The organism is Nonomuraea sp. NEAU-A123 (assembly GCF_018603905.1).
Taxonomy (GTDB): Bacteria; Actinomycetota; Actinomycetes; order Streptosporangiales; family Streptosporangiaceae; genus Nonomuraea.
Genome location: NZ_JAHFZZ010000012.1, coordinates 37,171 through 54,727, shown reverse-complemented (window position 1 = coordinate 54,727; position 17,557 = coordinate 37,171). Strand labels below are relative to the sequence as shown.

15 protein-coding genes and 1 tRNA gene are annotated in these 17,557 nt (G+C 68.5%); 4 read left to right on the top strand and 12 right to left on the bottom strand.

What is annotated here, in order from left to right; all coding sequences use genetic code 11:
- Window positions 1–94: 94 nt before the first annotated feature.
- The 10 genes from KLK06_RS33550 to KLK06_RS33505 form a co-directional block, all read right to left on the bottom strand.
- On the bottom strand, window positions 95–1,003 hold the full coding sequence (locus tag KLK06_RS33550) for a sulfotransferase (RefSeq protein ID WP_308168557.1): 909 nt from the start codon (window positions 1,001–1,003) through the stop codon (window positions 95–97).
- 198 nt (window positions 1,004–1,201) lie between these two features.
- Window positions 1,202–2,464 (bottom strand): sulfate adenylyltransferase subunit CysN, encoded by a 1,263-nt coding sequence (cysN, locus tag KLK06_RS33545; protein WP_214639610.1) that lies wholly within the window; start codon window positions 2,462–2,464, stop codon window positions 1,202–1,204.
- 4 nt (window positions 2,465–2,468) lie between these two features.
- Entirely contained in the window at window positions 2,469–3,383 is a 915-nt protein-coding gene (cysD, locus tag KLK06_RS33540; protein WP_214639609.1) for a sulfate adenylyltransferase subunit CysD, read from the bottom strand.
- Between the two features lie 18 nt (window positions 3,384–3,401).
- On the bottom strand, window positions 3,402–4,178 hold the full coding sequence (locus tag KLK06_RS33535) for an inositol monophosphatase family protein (RefSeq protein WP_214639608.1): 777 nt from the start codon (window positions 4,176–4,178) through the stop codon (window positions 3,402–3,404).
- Window positions 4,178–5,617: a sugar transferase gene (locus KLK06_RS33530; RefSeq protein ID WP_214639862.1), complete on the bottom strand. Its 1,440-nt coding sequence runs from the start codon at window positions 5,615–5,617 to the stop codon at window positions 4,178–4,180. The genes KLK06_RS33535 and KLK06_RS33530 overlap by 1 nt, the downstream gene beginning before the upstream one ends.
- A 112-nt stretch (window positions 5,618–5,729) precedes the next feature.
- Complete coding sequence (gene pth / locus KLK06_RS33525; RefSeq protein WP_214639607.1) at window positions 5,730–6,314, bottom strand: aminoacyl-tRNA hydrolase; 585 nt, start codon at window positions 6,312–6,314, stop codon at window positions 5,730–5,732.
- A gap of 60 nt (window positions 6,315–6,374) precedes the next feature.
- The gene (locus tag KLK06_RS33520; protein ID WP_214639606.1) at window positions 6,375–6,983 is read right to left on the bottom strand and encodes a 50S ribosomal protein L25/general stress protein Ctc; all 609 of its coding nucleotides are present in this window, start codon (window positions 6,981–6,983) and stop codon (window positions 6,375–6,377) included.
- A 93-nt stretch (window positions 6,984–7,076) separates the two neighbouring features.
- Window positions 7,077–8,054 carry a ribose-phosphate diphosphokinase gene (locus tag KLK06_RS33515; protein ID WP_214639605.1) on the bottom strand — a complete coding sequence of 326 codons (978 nt, stop codon included), beginning with the start codon at window positions 8,052–8,054 and terminating at the stop codon, window positions 7,077–7,079.
- Window positions 8,055–8,118: 64 nt separating this feature from the next.
- A complete protein-coding gene (gene glmU / locus KLK06_RS33510; protein ID WP_214639604.1) occupies window positions 8,119–9,570 on the bottom strand; it encodes a bifunctional UDP-N-acetylglucosamine diphosphorylase/glucosamine-1-phosphate N-acetyltransferase GlmU in 1,452 nt (483 codons plus the stop codon).
- Window positions 9,571–9,688: 118 nt separating this feature from the next.
- Window positions 9,689–9,760 (bottom strand) — tRNA-Gln (locus tag KLK06_RS33505).
- Between the two features lie 232 nt (window positions 9,761–9,992).
- Between KLK06_RS33505 and KLK06_RS33500 the strand changes: the two genes are divergently transcribed.
- The 4 genes from KLK06_RS33500 to KLK06_RS33485 are packed head-to-tail and all read left to right on the top strand — an operon-like array spanning window position 9,993 to window position 14,832.
- Window positions 9,993–10,931 (top strand): acyl-CoA desaturase, encoded by a 939-nt coding sequence (locus KLK06_RS33500; protein WP_214639603.1) that lies wholly within the window; start codon window positions 9,993–9,995, stop codon window positions 10,929–10,931.
- Between the two features lie 58 nt (window positions 10,932–10,989).
- Window positions 10,990–11,892, top strand: coding sequence for a TetR/AcrR family transcriptional regulator (locus tag KLK06_RS33495; RefSeq protein WP_214639602.1), 903 nt, complete (start codon window positions 10,990–10,992; stop codon window positions 11,890–11,892).
- A 53-nt stretch (window positions 11,893–11,945) separates the two neighbouring features.
- Window positions 11,946–14,006: an RNA degradosome polyphosphate kinase gene (locus tag KLK06_RS33490; RefSeq protein ID WP_214639601.1), complete on the top strand. Its 2,061-nt coding sequence runs from the start codon at window positions 11,946–11,948 to the stop codon at window positions 14,004–14,006.
- Window positions 13,999–14,832, top strand: a complete 834-nt coding sequence (locus KLK06_RS33485) for an NUDIX hydrolase (RefSeq protein ID WP_214639600.1) — start codon at window positions 13,999–14,001, stop codon at window positions 14,830–14,832. The genes KLK06_RS33490 and KLK06_RS33485 overlap by 8 nt, the downstream gene beginning before the upstream one ends.
- 4 nt (window positions 14,833–14,836) lie before the next feature.
- Here KLK06_RS33485 and KLK06_RS33480 read toward each other — a convergent pair whose 3' ends face one another.
- Together KLK06_RS33480 and KLK06_RS62570 are read right to left on the bottom strand one after the other, a co-directional pair.
- Window positions 14,837–16,012: a cytochrome P450 gene (locus KLK06_RS33480; protein WP_214639599.1), complete on the bottom strand. Its 1,176-nt coding sequence runs from the start codon at window positions 16,010–16,012 to the stop codon at window positions 14,837–14,839.
- Window positions 16,009–17,511, bottom strand: coding sequence for a CYTH and CHAD domain-containing protein (locus KLK06_RS62570; protein WP_214639598.1), 1,503 nt, complete (start codon window positions 17,509–17,511; stop codon window positions 16,009–16,011). Before KLK06_RS62570 ends, KLK06_RS33480 begins: the two co-directional genes overlap by 4 nt.
- Between the last annotated feature and the right edge of the window lie 46 nt (window positions 17,512–17,557).

Below are 17,557 nucleotides of genomic sequence, written 5' to 3'. Positions count from 1 at the left end.
GCACCCACTTCGAGAGGTACGGCCCACGCCGCGGCGTCGGCAACCGGTCCACGGGGTGCGGGCCGCACCCCGGCGTCACAGGTCCGAGGCGCGTTCATGCCATCGCCTTCCCGTAGCCGTACCTCAACCTGAGCGGCCAGGTGAGCGCGGTGACCAGCCGCCGGTGGCGGCGCGACAGGCCGGATCGCCATGAGTCGTCCCGCCGCAGTTGGACCGGCCCGACGGTGAAGCGCATGGGGTTGCCCGAGGCGGTGTGGGCGGTGGTCAGCCGGGCGGTCGTGCCGGTGAGGAACGGCAGCGCCGTGGCCAGGCCCAGGGTGCCGGCCAATGTCGCCAGGGCGGCCGCTGGGTCGGCCAGGAGGTCCTCGTAGCGGAGCCTCGTCACCCGGACACCGCGAGCGGCGAGGAGGTCCAGGGCGAGGTTCTGGGCCGTCCAGTGGGCTGCTGTGCGGGCGGGGCCCCAGCGGGTCATCGGGCGGCCGTCCTCGGGGCGTTCGACGGTCTTGCGCCAGGAGTGGGCGACGGCCCGCGGGTCTCTGACCACGTGGACCACGTGCACGTCCACTCCGGCCGCCGCCAGGCAGAAGGCCAGGGAGGCGTGCTTTCCGGAGTCGACGACGACCGACGCGCCGGCGGTGACGGCCGCGGCGTCGTAGAGGCGCTGGTAGATGCCGGTGTATTCGGCCAGATCCGGGTGACCGATGCGGGGGATCCTGCGGGTGCGGTCGAGGCGGTGCCGCAGGGTGAGGACGCGTTCGGCCAGCGTCGGTGTCCAGCCGCCGAACGCGGTCTCGCCGACTTCGCGCCAGAACGGGCAGGCCGGGAAGGGGGCGCCACAGCCGCACGGCTCGCCGGCCAGCACCCCTCTGGCCCAGAGGTGGACGACCTCGCCCAGGGGTGCCACGCCGGGGATCTCGCCGAGCAGTCTTTCGAGCAGCGTGGTGCCGCTACGGCCGAGGCCGCCCAGGTAGATCACCCGGGAGGCGGTCGTACGGTGAGTCACGGGGGAACGGCTTTCGCGCGAAGAATACGGAACGTGGAGAGGCTAGCGCGGAGAGTAATCATTCCATCCGTGAAACGGCAAAGGATCTACCTAAGACCGTTCAAGGACGTGGCGGCGGTCCTGGTCAGCGCCGCCGCCGTCCCAAGCCACACAAAAGCGGGCGCCCGATCCCCCGGACGCCCGCTTCGAACGACTTGACTACCGCACGTCCATGATCATGCCGGCCCCCACCGTCCCGTTCGTGGCCTCGTCCACCAGGATGAACCCACCGGTCAGCCGGTTACGCGAGTAGTCGTCCACGAACAACGGCTGGGTGATCCGCAACGACACCCGCCCGATCTCGTTGAGCGACAACGAGGTCGCCGTCTCGTCCCGATGCAGGGTGTTGACGTCGAGCCGATAGTGCAGGTCGCGAACGAGCGCCCGAGCGGTGCGCGTCGTGTGCTTGATCATGAGCTTGGAGCGCGGCGCCAGTTTGGCGGTGTCGGCCATCCAGCAGACCATGGCGTCGATCTCCTGCGCCACCTGCGGCTGGTTGTTGGGCCGGGCGATCAGGTCGCCGCGCGAGATGTCGATGTCGTCCTCGAAGCGGAGCGTCACCGACATCGGCGGGAACGCCTCCTCCACCGGCCCGTCGAAGGTGTCGATCGAGGCGATCCGGGTGACCAGGCCCGAGGGCAGGTGGACGACCTCGTCGCCGGGCTTGAGCACGCCGCCCGCTACCTGGCCCGCGTAGCCGCGGTAGTCGTGGAAGGCGTGGTCGGTGGCCCGCTGCGGGCGGATCACGTATTGGACGGGGAAGCGCACGTCGACCAGGTTGCGGTCGGAGGCGATGTGGACGTTCTCCAGGTGGTGCAGCAGCGACGAGCCGTGGTACCAGGGCATGTTCTCGGACCTGGAGACCACGTTGTCGCCGTTGAGCGCCGAGATGGGGATGAACGTCAGGTCGGACACGTTCAGCTTCGAGGCGAAGGCGGTGAACTCCTCGCGGATCTCCTCGAAGCGTTCCTCGGAGTAGTCGACCAGGTCCATCTTGTTCACGGCCAGGACCAGGTGGGGCACCCGCAGGAGCGTGGTCAGGAAGGCGTGCCGCCTCGACTGCTCCAGGACGCCCTTGCGCGCGTCGATGAGGATGATCGCCAGGTCGGCGGTGGAGGCGCCGGTGACCATGTTGCGGGTGTACTGGATGTGCCCGGGCGTGTCCGCGATGATGAACTTGCGGCGCGGCGTCGCGAAGTAGCGATAGGCCACGTCGATCGTGATGCCCTGCTCCCGCTCGGCCCGCAGGCCGTCGGTGAGCAGCGACAGGTCGGTGTATTCGGTGCCGCGGTCGCGCGAGGTGCGCTCGACCGCTTCCAGCTGGTCCTCGAAGATCGCCTTGGAGTCGAAGAGCAGGCGGCCGATCAGGGTGGACTTGCCGTCATCGACGCTTCCGGCCGTGGCGAAACGCAGGATGTCCATAGGTTTAGAAGTAGCCTTCCCGCTTGCGATCCTCCATGGCGGCCTCCGAGGCGCGGTCGTCGGCCCTGGTGGCCCCGCGCTCGGTGATCCGGGTGACCGCGATCTCCTCGATGATCTCCTCCACCGTGCCGGCCGCGGACTGCACGGCCCCGGTGCAGGTCATGTCGCCCACCGTGCGATAGCGCACCACCGCCTCGAACAGCGGCTCATCGTCGCCCCGCTTGACGACCTCGGAGTCGGGCAGCAGCATGCCGTCGCGCTCGAAGACCTTGCGGGTGTGGGAGAAGTAGATGGACGGGATCTCGATGCCCTCGCGCCGGATGTAGTCCCAGACGTCGAGTTCGGTCCAGTTGGACAGCGGGAACACCCGGATGTGCTCGCCCTTGCGGATCCGCGCGTTGTAGAGGTTCCACAGCTCGGGGCGCTGGTTCTTCGGGTCCCACTGGCCGAAGTCGTCGCGGAAGGAGAAGACCCGCTCCTTGGCGCGGGCCTTCTCCTCATCGCGGCGGGCGCCGCCGAAGACGGCGTCGAACTCGTGCTCCTCGATCGCATCCAGCAGCGTCGTGGTCTGCAGGCGGTTGCGCGAGGCGCGCCGCCCGGTCTCCTCGACCACGCGCCCGGCGTCGATCGAGTCCTGCACGCTGGCCACGATCAGGCGGGCGACCAGTTCCTCCGAACGGCGGTCACGGAACTCGATGACCTCTTCGAAGTTGTGGCCCGTGTCGACATGCATCAGCGGGAACGGGATCGGGGCCGGCCAGAACGCCTTCTCGGCGATCCGCAGCATGACGATGGAGTCCTTGCCGCCCGAGAAGAGCAGACAAGGGCGCTCGAACTCCGCCGCCACTTCACGCATGATGTGAATGGCCTCGGCTTCGAGTACGTCGAGCTGCGACGTCGTATAGTCGCGCTGGAGCATGGGGACTTCCTCCGGCCTTCAGCGGTGCAGATCCCGAATCCCGGCGAGCAGGGCAGACGCCAAGTCAGGTAGGGAAACAAGGATATCCGGTAGTGAGGGGTCAACTTGGTTGTAGGTCAGCGGCGAGCCGTCGATGCGGCTGGCATGGGCCCCGGCCGCCTGCGCGACGGCGACGGGCGCGGCTGAATCCCACTCGAACTGGCCTCCGGCGTGCACGTACGCCTCGACCTCGCCGGTGAGCACGGCGGAGATCTTCGCCCCGGCCGACCCGATCGGCACGAGGTCGGCGCCGACCAGGTAGGCCAGCTTCTGCACGAACTCGGGCGGCCTCGTGCGGCTCACCGCGATGCGGAACCGGCCGTTGTTGAAGGCGGGGTCGTAGGTGGGCAGCGTGGGCGGCTCGGCGGTGGTGAGGGTGCGGCCCTGCGCGGGCAACGCCACCGCGCCGGCGGCCAGCGCGCCACGGTCCCAGAGCGCCACGTGGACGGCCCAGTCGGCCCGGCCCTCCTCGGCGAACTCGCGGGTGCCGTCGAGCGGGTCGACGATCCACACCCGTGAGGCGCTCTGCCTGCGCGGGTCCAGGCGTTCCTCGCGAGTGGCCTCCTCGGAGAGCACGCAGTCGCTCGGCCGCAGCCGGGCCAGCGACTCCATCAGGAAGACGTGCGCGCCGCGGTCACCCTCGGTCCGCAGCGCGGACGCGTCACCGAAGCCGGTGCGTCTGCGGATCTCCAGCAACCGCTCGCCCGCCTCCGTCGCCAGGTCGGCGGCGAGGGCATGGTCGTCCCGAATCGTCATCAATAAGCTCCTTGCCCGCGGGCGACGGCCGACCAGGTCTTCCACAGGATCTGAAGATCCAACATAAGAGACCAGTTCTCCACGTAACGCAGGTCGAGGCGGACGGATTCCTCCCAGGACAGGTCGGATCTCCCACTGACCTGCCACAGCCCGGTCAGTCCGGGCCGGACCAGCAGTCTTCTGCGTACGTCGTCGCCATAGCGGGCGACCTCTTCCGGTAGCGGCGGGCGCGGTCCGACCAGCGACATGTGCCCGAGCACCACGTTGATGAGCTGCGGCAGCTCGTCGAGCGAGTGGCGCCGCATCAGCGTGCCGAGCGGCGTCACCCGGGGATCGTTGCGGACCTTGAACAGCACGCCGTCGCCATCGCTGACGAGGGTGATCTTCTGCTGCTCGGAGCCGCGCCGCATCGTGCGGAACTTCACGATCATGAACAGCTTGCCGTCCTTGCCGACCCTGATCTGCCGGAACAGCGCCGCCCCGGGGCTGGTCACGCGTACGGCCAGCGCCAACCCGCCCAGCAGCGGAGCCAGGCACACCAGCAGCAGGGCGGCCACCACCCGGTCGAAGCCGTTCTTGACCAGTTGCCTGACCCCCGCCAGCTCGGGGTGCTCGACGTGCAGCAGCGGCAGCCCGGCGGCCGGCCGGATCATCGTGCGCGGCCCGGCCACGTCCATCAGCGCCGGGGCGACCACCAGGTCGGTCCGGGTGCGCTCCAGCCGCCAGGCCAGCCGCCGCAGCGCCTGGCCGTCCATCTCGGGGCAGGCCAGCACGGCCACGGTGTCGGCGCCGGACTGGTCGACCACGATCGACACGTCGCTGAAGCCACCTGCGACGGGCACGTCCGCGATCCGCTCGTCGGGCGCGTCGTCGGGCAGGCAGGCGGCCACGACCTCCATGCCGTGGTAGGGCTCCCTGCGGAACAGCTGGACCAGCTCGGCGATCGCCGAGGCGTGCCCGACGGCCACCACCTTGCGCATGCACGAGCCCGCCGCCCGGCGCCGGTGCAGCGAGCGGCGCAGGCTGTACCTGCAGAAAAGGGTGAAGAGCGTGACAAGCGGCAGGGCGAGGACCACATAACCGCGGGCGACGTCGGTCTTGGTCACGTAGGAGCCGATGGCCGTCGCGGCGGTCAGCGCGACGCCGCACTGCACGACGCGGCGGAACTCCTCGGAGCCGATGCCGATCATGCGCGGCTCGTAAGCCCGGTTGAACGCGACCGTGCAGATCCACAGCAGCGGCAGCGCCACGCTGACCGCGAAGTAGGGAGCGGAGTAGGCGGTGAAGCCGCCGAACCTGACGTAGAACGCGGAGCCGGACGCCATGCCCGCGCACAGGAAGTCGCCGAGCATGGCACGGATGCGATAAGCGCGTATCCAGGTAGGCAGGTAGGGACTGACCCGCCTGGACCTGGCGTGGCCAGACCGGACTAGGGTCATCAGCCCCTCGCCGTCGCGCACGAATCCTCCACGTGACCGTTGATCAACAGACAGTCACCAGATCGTAGCGCCGGGTGAGGCATGGGAACCCACGAACGACCCAATGCGATGGTCAGCGAGGAGGGCCGGAAATGTGCAGATCAGCGCGGTGGAATTCGTTCTGCGTGACTTCGAGGCCGCGCTCCATCAGCGACTCCACCACGTCGGCCGCCCGGTCGACCAGGAAGGCCAGGTCCTTGCGCTCGACCGTGGCGAAGTCCTTCAGAACGTAGGCGGCGGGGTCCATCCGGCCGGGCGGGCGCCCGATGCCGAAGCGGACCCGCAGGTAGTCGCGGGTGCCGAGCACCTTGGTGATCGACTTCAGCCCGTTGTGGCCGTTGTCGCCGCCGCCGAGCTTGGCGCGCAGCGCGCCGTACGGGACGTCGAGCTCGTCGTGGACCACGATCAGCCGGTCGGGGGCGAGCTTGTAGAAGTCGGACAGCGCTTTGACCGGCCCGCCCGACAGGTTCATGTACGTCAGCGGCTTGGCCAGCACCGCCCGGCTGGACTCCAGCACCTCGGACCGGCTCCGGTGCGCCTTGAACCGCCCGCCGGCCCTGGCGGCCAGCTCGTCGAGCACCATGAAGCCCGCATTGTGCCTGTTGCCGGCGTACTCGGAACCTGGATTGCCCAGCCCGACGATCAACCAGCGGTCCATGTGTCTCCCTCACGCGAAACGGGGCAGCCATCGGCTGCCCCGTCGCTGAACAGCGGCGTGTTACTCGGCGCCTTCGGCGCTGAGCGTGGCGGCCGCGGCGGCCTCCTCGGCCTCGGCCTCGGTGGGCTCCTCGACCGGCTTGGAGATGACCTGGAGGATGACGGTCTCGGGCTCGGCGATCAGCGTGGTGCCCTTGGCCAGCTTGAGGTCGGCGGCGGTGATCACCGTGCCGATCGTCAGGCCCTCGACGTCGACCTCGACGCCGGTCGGGATGTGGGTGGCCTCGGCCTCGACCGAGACGGAGACGAGCTGCTGGTCGAGCAGGCCATCGGAGTTGACGTCGCCGACCGTGGTGACCGGGATGTCGACCGTGACCTTCTCGCCGCGCCGGACCAGGAGCAGGTCGACGTGCTCGACGAAGCCCTTGATCGGGTCACGCTGAACGCCCTTGGGCAGCGCGAGCTCGTCGACGCCGTCGCCCTTGAGGTGGATCAGCACGTTGGCGGTGCGGAGCGCGAGCAGCACCTCGTGGCCGGGCAGCGTCAGGTGCTTGGTGTCGGTGCCGTGGCCGTAGAGAACGGCGGGCACCTTGTTGTCACGGCGGATCTTGCGCGCGGCGCCCTTGCCGAACACGGTGCGCGGCTCGGCGGCGATACGAACTTCAGACACGACATCTCCTAGGGATGCAGTTCAGGATTTTGCGCTCCCCCTCACCCGCCCTAGCGGAAGGCGTTACGAACGCAACCGTCCAAGTCTACCGGCTCAGGTGTCGCCCTCGAACAAGCTGGTCACCGAGCCGTCGGTGAACACCTCGGTGATCGCGCGGGCGATCAGCGGCGCTATCGACAGAACGGTGAGCTTGTCGAACCTGTTGGCCTGCGACAACGGCAGGGTGTTGGTGACGATGACCTCGGAGATCCGGGAGTTCTTCAGCCGGTCGACCGCGGGATCGGAGAACACCGCGTGGGTGGCGGCGGTGATCACGTTGGTGGCGCCCTGCTCGTAGAGGGCGTCGGCGGCCTTGCAGATGGTGCCCGCGGTGTCGATCATGTCGTCGATCAGCACGCAGGTGCGTCCCCGCACCTTGCCGACGACCTCGCTGACCTTCACCGAGTTGGCCACGTCGAGGTCGCGGCGCTTGTGTATGAAGGCCAGCGGCGTGCCGAGCGTGTCGGCCCAGCGCTCCGACAGCCGGACCCGGCCGGTGTCGGGCGAGACGATCGTGGTGGTCGCCAGGTCGAGCCGGTTCTTCAGGTAGCTCTCGAGCACCGGCATCGCGAACAGATGGTCGACCGGGCCGTTGAAGAAGCCCTGGATCTGCGAGGTGTGCAGGTCTATCGACATGAGCCGGTCGGCGCCCGCGGTCTTGAACATGTCGGCCATCAGCCTGGCCGTGATCGGCTCGCGGCCGCGGCTCTTCTTGTCCTGCCTGGCGTAGCCGAAGAACGGCATGACCACGGTGATGCGCTTGGCGGAGGCCCGCTTCAGCGCGTCGACCATGATGAGCTGTTCCATGATCCACTGGTTGATGGGCCAGGTGTGGCTCTGGATCACGAAGGCGTCGCAGCCGCGGACGGATTCGAGGTAGCGGGCGTAGATCTCGCCGTTGGCGAAGTCGATCAGCTTGGTGGGGGTGAGTGAGACACCGACGTGCTCGGCGACCTCCTCGGCGAGCTCGGGGTAGGCCCGGCCGGAGAAGAGCATGAGGTTCTTCTCGCCCGGCTGCTTGATGCTGGTCATGAGACCTCCTTCGTCGGTCCCATGACCAAGGTGCGGTTGTTACTGATGACCTCGACAAGCTCGGTCATATGCCACTCTCCTGCTGTTCTTGCTTGGCCAGCGCCTTTTCGGCCGCCGCAGCCGATTTCGTACCCGCGCGCCTGCGCAAGACCCATTTCTCGATGTTGCGCTGTCGCGCCCTGGCCACGCCGATCGCGCCCGGTGGGACGTCACCGTCGATGACCGAACCGGCCGCGGTGTAAGCGCCGTCGCCCACGGTCACCGGGGCGATGAGCATGGAGTCGCAGCCGACGAACGCGCCGTCGCCCACCGTGCTGCGATGTTTGTTGACCCCGTCGTAGTTGACGAAGATCACGGCTGCGCCGATGTTGACGTCGTCGCCGATCGTGGCGTCGCCCGCGTACGACAGGTGTGGCACCTTCGACCGCTCGCCGACCTGCGTGTTCTTCATCTCGACGAACGTGCCCGCCTTGGACTTGTGCCCGAGCACGGTGCCGGGGCGCAGGTAGGCGTAGGGGCCGACGCTCGCCTCCGGGCCGATCTCGGCATGGTCGCAGACCGCGTTGCGTACGACCGCGCCCGCGCCGACCTTGGTGTCGGTCAGCGTGGTGGCCGGCCCGACCTCCGCTCCGGCCTCGATGACGGTGTGCCCGTGGAGCTGCGTGCCGGGGTGGACGACCACGTCGGGCTCGATCTCGACGCCGACGTCGATCCAGGTGCTGGCCGGGTCGATGATCGTGACTCCGGCCCGCATGTGGCCGTCGAGCAATCGCTGGTTGAGCACCTTGCGGGCGGAGGCGAGTTGTACGCGGTCGTTGACGCCCTCGACCTCGACGAAGTCGGCGGCGATGTGCGCGCCGACCCGGTGGCCCTCCTCCCGCAGGATGGACAGCACGTCGGTGAGGTATTCCTCGCCCTGGGCGTTGTCGGTGGAGACCCGTTTGACCGCGTCGGCGAGCAGCAGCCCGTCGAAGGCGTAGATGCCGGAGTTCATCTCCTTGATGGCACGCTGCTCCGGCGTGGCGTCCTTCTCCTCGACGATCTCCAGCACGGCGCCGCCGGGGTCGCGGACGATGCGCCCGTAGCCGGTCGGGTCGGGCACCTCGGCCGTCAGCACGGTGACCGCGTTGCCGTCACCCGCGTGCCGTTCGAGCAGCTCGGCGAGGGTCTGTGTACGCAGCAGCGGCACGTCTCCGTAGGTGACGAGGACGGTGCCGGCGATCGTGCCGAGCTCTTCGAGCACGGTGCGGACGGCGTGGCCGGTGCCACGCTGCTCCCGCTGGACGACGGCGCGCGCGTCTGGGCTCGACTCGGCCAGGTGCGCGCCGACCCGTTCGGAGGCGTGGCCGATGACGACGATGAGCCGTTCGGGACCTAGGTCGCGAGCGGCGGTGAGCATGTGATCGACCAAGGCGCGGCCGCACATCTCATGCAGGACTTTGGGGGTTCGGCTCTTCATCCGGGTGCCCTCGCCTGCGGCGAGGACGATGACTGCGGCCGGGCGCGGCACACTCACGGACTGGGGCTCCCTGTGGCTGGGCGGTTCAGGGTAGCGGCTCTCGCACCGCCACCCTCCCGACACCGTGAGGATACCCAACGGACACTCGCGCTTACTCGGCGGGAGAGCCTCCAAGCTCCCGGAAGAGGACTCGAACCCCTACAAAGTGGACCAAAACCACTTGTCCTGCCGATTAGACGATCCGGGACTAAATCGGGCACCGCAGCGCCCGACGCACTCCTACGATACCGATCCTTGGCCCACGCGCGCGCCACATAACAGACCGCCCGAAAAGCCGCAAGGTAAAGAACCTACTCCTCTCTGGGGCAGAGAGTCGCCTTCACCACACTCGCGGCTTAGGTCTTACTAACTTACGATGGCGTAGGTTACGGTTGCGTAGCCAGGACATTCATTCGCATATGCGTCGTGAGAGGTAGCCCATGACCGTTATCGCCGAGCGCACGTCCCCCGGACCGAAGCCCGACGTCGAACCCGAACCCCGGAGCAAAGCCGAGCTCGTCACCTTCACCCTCGTCGTGGGGCTCCCCCTCATCGCGCTCGTGGCCGCGGTGCCGTTCGCGTGGGGATGGGGGCTCGGCTGGACCGACATCGTCATCGCCTTCGTCTTCTATGTCGTGACCGGCCTCGGCGTCACCGTCGGTCTGCACCGCTACTTCACGCACGGCTCGTTCAAGGCCAAGCGCCCCCTGAAGATCGCGCTGGGCATCGCGGGCAGCCTCTCCCTGGAGATGTCCGTGCTCGACTGGGTGGCCACCCACCGCAAGCACCACAAGTTCTCCGACAAGGAGGGCGACCCGCACTCGCCGTGGCGCTTCGGCCCCGGCTTCAAGTCGCTGTCCAAGGGTCTGCTGTACGCGCACATGGGCTGGATGTTCGACGCCGACCGGACCAACCGCGAGAAGTACGCCCCCGACCTGGTCAAGGACGACGACGTCGTCAAGCTGCACAAGTGGTTCGGCCCGCTGGCCCTCACCTCGCTGCTGCTGCCCGGCATCCTCGGCGGCCTGCTCACCTGGTCCTGGCAGGGCGCGCTGACCGCGCTGTTCTGGGGCTCGCTGATCCGCATCGGCCTGCTGCACCACGTGACCTGGTCGATCAACTCGATCTGCCACGTGTTCGGCGAGGAGGACTTCCAGGTCCGCGACAAGTCGCGCAACGTGTGGTGGCTGGCCATCCCCTCGTTCGGCGAGTCGTGGCACAACCTGCACCACTCCGACCCCACCTGCGCCAGGCACGGCGCGCTGAAGGGCCAGATCGACCTCAGCGCCGAAGTCATCCGGATCTTCGAGCGGCTCGGCTGGGTGTACGACGTACGTTGGCCGACCCCCGAACGCCTGGCGGCGAAGCGCATTGGATAAGCCCGGTTCCTCGATGACCGGCTCTTTGATGACCGGTCAATCATCGGGCACCGCCATTATGGAAACCGTGACCGAACCCCGATCGCGCAGGCGCATGACTGGCAGGGAACGAAGAGAGCAGCTGATCCAGATCAGCCGTACGCTCTTCGCCGAGAAGGGGTTCGACGGGACCTCCATCGAGGAGATAGCGGCAACGGCCCAGGTCTCGAAGCCGGTGGTCTACGAACACTTCGGCGGCAAGGAAGGCGTCTACGCGGTCGTGGTCGACCGGGAGATGCAGAAGCTGCTCAGCATGATCACCGAGGCGCTGGCCGCCTCCCACTCGCTGATCAAGCTGGAGCGGGCGGCCCTGGCCCTGCTCCACTACATAGAGGAGAGCAGTGAGGGCTTCCGCATCCTGGTGCGCGACTCCCACGCCGCCTCGGGCACGGGCACGTTCGCGAGCCTGATCAGCGAGATCGCCAGCCAGGTCGAGGACGTCCTGGCCGACGAGTTCGTCTCGCGCAACTACGATCCCAAGCTGGCGCCGATGTACGCGCAGATGCTCGTCGGCATGGTGGCGCTGACCGGTCAGTGGTGGCTCGACGTGCGCAAGCCGGGCCGCGAGGAGGTCGCCGCCCACGTGGTGAACCTGGCCTGGAACGGCCTGACCGGACTGAACCCCCAGCCGGCCATCACCGAAAGCGGGCGCGCCCACCCGACCGTCGTCGTGCCGCGCGCCAGCGAGAAGGAGCTGCGCGAGCTGGAGAAGGCCCGCGACAAAGAGCTCAAGGAGGCCGAGAAGGCCCGCCAGCGGGAGCTCAGGGAGGCCGAGAAGATCAGGGTCCGCGAGCTCAAGGAGCGCGAGAAGCTGCTGAAGGACGCCGAGAAGGCCCGCGAGCGCGAGGAGAAGCTGCGCCAGCGGGAGGCCCGCCTGGCCGAACGCGCGGCCAGGCTGGAGCAGATTGACCAGGCAGAATAACCCGTTGCCGGTTAGTTCACGTTCTGTTCAACCAAATGGGGCATATTTCTCATATGTCCGCGGAACCACTTCGTCCTGAGAGCGATCTCCCCCTGCCACAAGAGAGGTTCCTCAACCGCGAGGAGAGCTGGCTGCAGTTCAACCTGCGGGTGCTGGAGCTGGCTGAGGACTCCTCTCTGCCCCTACTCGAACGCGTGCGCTTCCTGGCGATCTTCGCCAGCAACCTGGATGAGTTCTTCCGGGTACGGGTGGCCGGGCTGAAACGGCGGATGGCCACCGGGCTGCTCCTCAGGACGAAGAGCGGGCTGAAACCGCGCGAGGAGCTGGCCCGGATCGCGGCAATCTCCGACGAGCTGGCCAAGCGGCACGCGGCGGTCTTCCACCAGCAGGTCTGCCCGCAGCTGGCAGCCGAGGGCATCGAGATCGTCAGGTGGGACGACCTGGGCCGCGAGGAGCGTACGGAGCTGCGCAAACTGTTCAGGGAGCGGATCCGGCCGGTGCTGACGCCGCTGGCCGTCGACCCCGCACACCCATTTCCGTATATTTCGGGACTCAGCCTGAATCTGGCGGTCCTGGTGAGGAACCCGGTGAACGATCACACCGTGTTCGCTCGGGTCAAGGTTCCTTCGCAGCTGCCCAGGTTTGTCACCGCCTCCAAGGATCGGTTCGTACCCCTGGAAGATGTCATCGCGGCACATCTGGGGCAGCTGTTCAAGGGCATGGAGATCGTCCAGCACCACGCCTTCAGAGTGACCCGCAACGAGGACCTCGACGTGGACGAGGACATCACCGAGAACCTCATGCAGGCGCTGGAGCGGGAGCTGAAGAACCGCCGCTTCGGCCCGGCCGTACGGCTGGAGGTCGAGGACACCATCACGCCCGAGGTGCTCGATCTGCTGGTCGAGGAGCTCGAAGTCGCGCCGCACGAGATCTACCGGCTCGCCGGCCCGCTGGACCTGACGGGGCTGCACGCCCTCGCCGACCTGGACCGGGCCGAGCTGAGCTACCGTCCGTTCGTCCCCAGGGAGGCGGTTCTGGCGGATGACGACATCTTCGCGGCGCTGCGCGAGCGGGACGTGCTCCTGCACCACCCCTACGACTCCTTCGCCACCAGCGTGCAGCGCTTCATCGAGGCCGCGGCCGAGGACCCGAACGTCCTGGCGATCAAGCAGACCCTCTACCGGACCAGCGGCGAGTCCCCCATCGTCGACGCGCTGATCGACGCGGCCGAGTCGGGCAAGCAGGTCGTCGTGGTGGTGGAGATCAAGGCCCGCTTCGACGAGCACGCCAACATCGAGTGGGCGCGCAAGCTGGAGAAGGCCGGCTGCCACGTGGTCTACGGCGTGGTCGGGCTGAAGACACACTGCAAGCTGGCTCTGGTCGTACGACAGGAGCCGTCCGGCGAGCTGCGCCGCTACTGCCACATCGGAACGGGCAACTACAACCCCAAGACGGCCAGGCACTACGAGGACATCGGCCTGCTCACCGCGGACCCGCTGGTCGGCGAGGACGTCACAGACCTTTTCATCCACCTGACCGGCTACTCCAACCACTCGGCCTACCGCAGGCTGCTCGTCGCCCCCCACTCGCTACGCGGCGGCCTGATGGCCAGGATCGAGCGGGAGATCGCCCACCAGGAGGCGGGCCGTCCCGCGCGCATCCGGATCAAGACGAACTCGCTGGTGGACGAGCCCCTCATCGACGCCCTCTACCGAGCGTCCCGGGCCGGCGTGCAGGTCGACCTGTGGGTGCGGGGCATCTGCGCTCTCCGCCCAGGCATTCCGGATTTGTCGGAGAACATCCGCGTACGGTCCATCCTCGGGCGCTTCCTGGAGCACTCCCGGATCTACGAGTTCGGCCTGGGCCGGCGGCCCGAGGTGTGGATCGGCAGCGCCGACCTGATGCGCCGCAACCTCGAACGCCGGGTCGAGTCCCTGGTCAAGGTGACCAGCCAGCAGCACAGGGCGTACCTCATCGAGCTGATGGACTTCGCCACCGCCGACACGACAAGCGCATGGCAGCTCAACTCCGACGGAACCTGGGTGCGCCACCCGGGCGAGGACCTGCAGAGCCATCTGATCAGCACCCGCCGCTGGAGGACCGTTGATGACTGACCCGCTCCGTGCCGCCGGAGCCGTGGTGTGGCGTGGTGACGAGCGCCGCCCCGAGGTGGCCGTCATCCACCGCCCCGCCTACGACGACTGGACCTTTCCCAAGGGCAAGCTGAAACACGGCGAGCACGTGATCACCGCCGCGCTGCGCGAGGTGCGCGAGGAGACGGGCCTGGTCACGGAGCTCGGCCGCGCCCTGCCGCCCGTCCACTACCTGATCACGGACCGGCTCAAGCGGGTCGACTACTGGGCCGCCCAGGCCACGCCCGAGAGCGACGCGTTCGCCCCCGGCGACGAGGTGGACGAGCTGCGCTGGCTGCCGCTCGACCGCGCCCGCGAGCTCCTGACCTGGGAGTGGGACGCGGGCCTGCTCCACTCACTGGAGGCGGCGCCGCTGGACACCGTCCCGCTCGTCCTGGTACGCCATGGTTCCGCGGGCTCCAGGCAGGCGTGGGAGGGCGATGACGCGCTGCGCCCCCTCGACACGGACGGCAGGGCGCAGGCCGAGACCATCGCCCGGGTGCTGCCCGCCTACCGTCCCGAGGTCCTGGTGAGCTCGCCCAGCCTCAGGTGCGTTCAGACGCTCCAGCCGTACGGCGCGGACATCAGGACCGAGCCGTTGCTCAGCGAGGAGGACCGCGACCCGGACAAGACGAGCGCGCTGGTCGGCGAGCTCAGGACGGCGGCGGCCGTGTGCAGCCACGGCAAGGTGCTGCCCGACCTGATCCAGTCGCTCAGCGGCAAGGACGTGACCCTGCGCAAGGGGGCGTTCGCCGTCCTGCACCGGCTGGGCGAGCGGGTCGTCAGCGTGGAGCGTTACCCGACGTGACGGGTCACCAGATGACGGGCAGTTCGGCGACCCCTTCGGTGATCCGGCCCTCGTTGCGCCGCAGCTCGTCGAACGGCACGGCCACCCGCAGGTCGGGGAAGCGCCGGTAGAGCCGGCTGAACACCGCCTCCAGCTCGACCCTGGCCAGGCTGGCGCCGATGCAGTAGCGCGGGCCGTACCCGAAGCTCAGGTGCGGGTCGCTGGACGTGCGGCCCACGTCGAAGGTGTCGGGGTCGGGGTAGATCCGCTCGTCCCTGTTGGCCGCACCGGGCATGATCAGCACGGCCTCGCCCCTGCGGATCGTGACGCCGCCGATCTCGATGTCGTCGTGGGCGTAGCGGGGCAGGCCGTGCAGGCTGGGCGAGGCCATGCGGAGGATCTCCTCGACGGCGGCGGGCGCCCGCCCGGGGTCGGCCTTGAGCAGCGCGAGCTGGTCGGGGTTGGCCTCCAGGAACAGCACGCCGTAGTCGATGCGGTTCACCGTGGTCTCGTGCCCGGCGAACAGCAGCACGCCGGCCAACTGGGCGACCCTGCCGTCGTCGTCCAGCACCCCGGCCAGGTCCGACAGGACGTCCTCGCCGGGATCGTGCCGCTTGCGCTCGATGAGCCCGGCCATGTACGCGCTCAGCTCCTCGCGCGCCGCCATGCCCTTGGCCTCGTCCGCGACGTCGCCCATCCGGGCGGAGACGCCGCTGAAGTAGATCCGGTCCTCGAAGGGGACACCGAGCAACTGGCAGATGACCAGCACGGGGAGCGGGAAGGACAGCTCGGCGTGCAGGTCGGCGGGCGGCGTCAGGCCGGCCAGGTGCTCCAGCCGCTCGTCGACCAGGGCGCCCACGTGGTCGCTGAGCGCCTTCATCCGGCGGGCGGAGAACGAGGGCATGAACAGCTTGCGCATCCGCTCGTTGTCGGCCTTCTCGGTCGCGCTCTCGCCCTGGGGGCCGCCGAGCAGCGCGGAGCCGGAGACGCGGGCGGCCTTCTCCGGTTCGGGGTGCGAGCGCCCGAGCCGGGAGTCGGCGAACAGTCTGCGGGCATCCTCGTAGCCGCTGACGAGCCAGACCTCACCGCCCACCCGGGTCCGTACCCGGGTGATGCCCTTCTCGGCCCGCAGCTCCCGATAGGCCGCGGGGACCTCGAGCGCGTCCTGTCGTTCGAAAGGTATGACTGGTAAGTCGCTCATAGCAGTTTCCCGATGGCTTGCACTGTTTCGGCCCAGACTCTGGGGAAGTCCGCGTGTGCTCGCTCCGCCGTGCCGCGTTCGAGGCCGATGAGCAGACCGTAGGTGAAGGTGTCCTCGCCTGCCTGCCGCGCGGTCTCCGCCTCCTTGGCCAGCATCTCCTGCGCCACCACACCGTCCTGATGCGTTCCGAGCACCTCCTGCACGGCCGCGGCGTGCTTGGCCAGCTTGGCCATGCTCTTGCCGAGCGTGGGCTGGAGGGCTTCGGCGGTGTAGCGGGCGCGTTTGGCCGCCTTGCGTACGTCATGCATGGCGATCTCGCGGCGCTCGAGGTCGGAGATCGCCTGGGCGGTGTCGTAGGCCTTGGTCACCCGGTCCCAGCTACCTGCGGCCACGTCACTGAGCTTGTCCTCTGCCGGTTTCGCCGCAGCCTTGGTCAGCCTCGGCGTGGCCGTCAACGTGTCGAGGGCGTTGAGCAGCGTGTAGTAGCGCTCGCCGCTGAGGGTCTCCTTGATGCGCTCGTACGCCTCGTGCTCGCGGGCGAGCAGGTCCTCGCCGAGCCTGGTCAGGATGGGGCCGGTGACCAGTTCGGGGGCCAGCGCCGCCAGCTCGCGGGCGAACCTGGCTCTGATCACCTCCAGGTCGCGGGCCTCGCCGAGCGTGGTGCCCAGCCAGCGCAGCTCGTCCTGGACCGGCTTCGTGCCGGTGATGATGGTGTCGAACGCCTTGAGCGCGCTGCGCAGCCTGCGGGCGGCGACGCGCATCTGGTGGACGGCGTCTTCTTCCGCTCTGCGCACTCGGGGATCTTGTGAGAGGAGGGCTGTTACCTGGCTTGCCAGGTAGTTCATGAGGATCTGGCCTGCTGTGCCGTCTTTTGTCACGACCTGGGCGGGGGGTGGGGGTTCGAGGAGTCTGGCGAGTTTGCTGGCCGCCGCTGAGGGGGTGGCGCCGGCTTTCATGAGCCGCTTGCCGACCTTGGCGAGCAGGGCTTGGTCGCCTTCGAGCAGTTCCGCCTCCACCTCACGCCATCGCACGACCCTGGAGTCGTCTGGCGCGTCCGGCCTGTCCGGCTTGTTGGTGAAGACTGTGCCCTTGACCCGGTCGTCGGCGATCTCGATGAGCCCGGTCCGGCCGTCGTGCAGCAGCGTGACGGTCCGGCGGGTGTCGAGCTCGGCCACCACCTGGAGCTCGGTGCCGCGGGTGTAGGCGCGGACGAGTTCGGCCAGTTCGGGGGGCACGACCTTGGTGCTCCGGGTGAGCGGGTGGGTGATCTCCTGGCGGACGCCCTTGGCCTTGGGCAGTTTCAGATGCCAGCCCGCGTCGTTACCGCCGCGTCTTCGGCGGAGTGTGACGCCCCGGGTCGCCAGCCGCAGATCGGGCGTGTCGTAGTAGAGCGCCACGAGCTGATAGCTCTTCGGGCCCGAGATCTCCGCCAGTTTGCTCAGGTCGGGTATCGCGTAGTCGGGGGGAACGTCGAACTTGTCCTCGATTTCGATGCCCACAGCACCTCACAGCCTTGGCCGATTTGGACAATCATGCCACCGCTGG

What these genes read in the sequence shown, in the direction of transcription:
- KLK06_RS33485 (WP_214639600.1), top strand. Translation starts at nt 13,999, where the DNA reads ATGACTGACCCGCTCCGTGCCGCCGGAGCCGTGGTGTGGCGTGGTGAC.
- KLK06_RS33530 (WP_214639862.1), bottom strand. Translation starts at nt 5,617, where the DNA reads ATGACCCTAGTCCGGTCTGGCCACGCCAGGTCCAGGCGGGTCAGTCCC.
- pth (WP_214639607.1), bottom strand. Translation starts at nt 6,314, where the DNA reads ATGGACCGCTGGTTGATCGTCGGGCTGGGCAATCCAGGTTCCGAGTAC.
- cysN (WP_214639610.1), bottom strand. Translation starts at nt 2,464, where the DNA reads ATGGACATCCTGCGTTTCGCCACGGCCGGAAGCGTCGATGACGGCAAG.
- KLK06_RS33480 (WP_214639599.1), bottom strand. Translation starts at nt 16,012, where the DNA reads ATGAGCGACTTACCAGTCATACCTTTCGAACGACAGGACGCGCTCGAG.
- cysD (WP_214639609.1), bottom strand. Translation starts at nt 3,383, where the DNA reads ATGCTCCAGCGCGACTATACGACGTCGCAGCTCGACGTACTCGAAGCC.
- KLK06_RS33490 (WP_214639601.1), top strand. Translation starts at nt 11,946, where the DNA reads ATGTCCGCGGAACCACTTCGTCCTGAGAGCGATCTCCCCCTGCCACAA.
- KLK06_RS33495 (WP_214639602.1), top strand. Translation starts at nt 10,990, where the DNA reads ATGGAAACCGTGACCGAACCCCGATCGCGCAGGCGCATGACTGGCAGG.
- KLK06_RS33535 (WP_214639608.1), bottom strand. Translation starts at nt 4,178, where the DNA reads ATGACGATTCGGGACGACCATGCCCTCGCCGCCGACCTGGCGACGGAG.
- KLK06_RS33515 (WP_214639605.1), bottom strand. Translation starts at nt 8,054, where the DNA reads ATGACCAGCATCAAGCAGCCGGGCGAGAAGAACCTCATGCTCTTCTCC.
- KLK06_RS33500 (WP_214639603.1), top strand. Translation starts at nt 9,993, where the DNA reads ATGACCGTTATCGCCGAGCGCACGTCCCCCGGACCGAAGCCCGACGTC.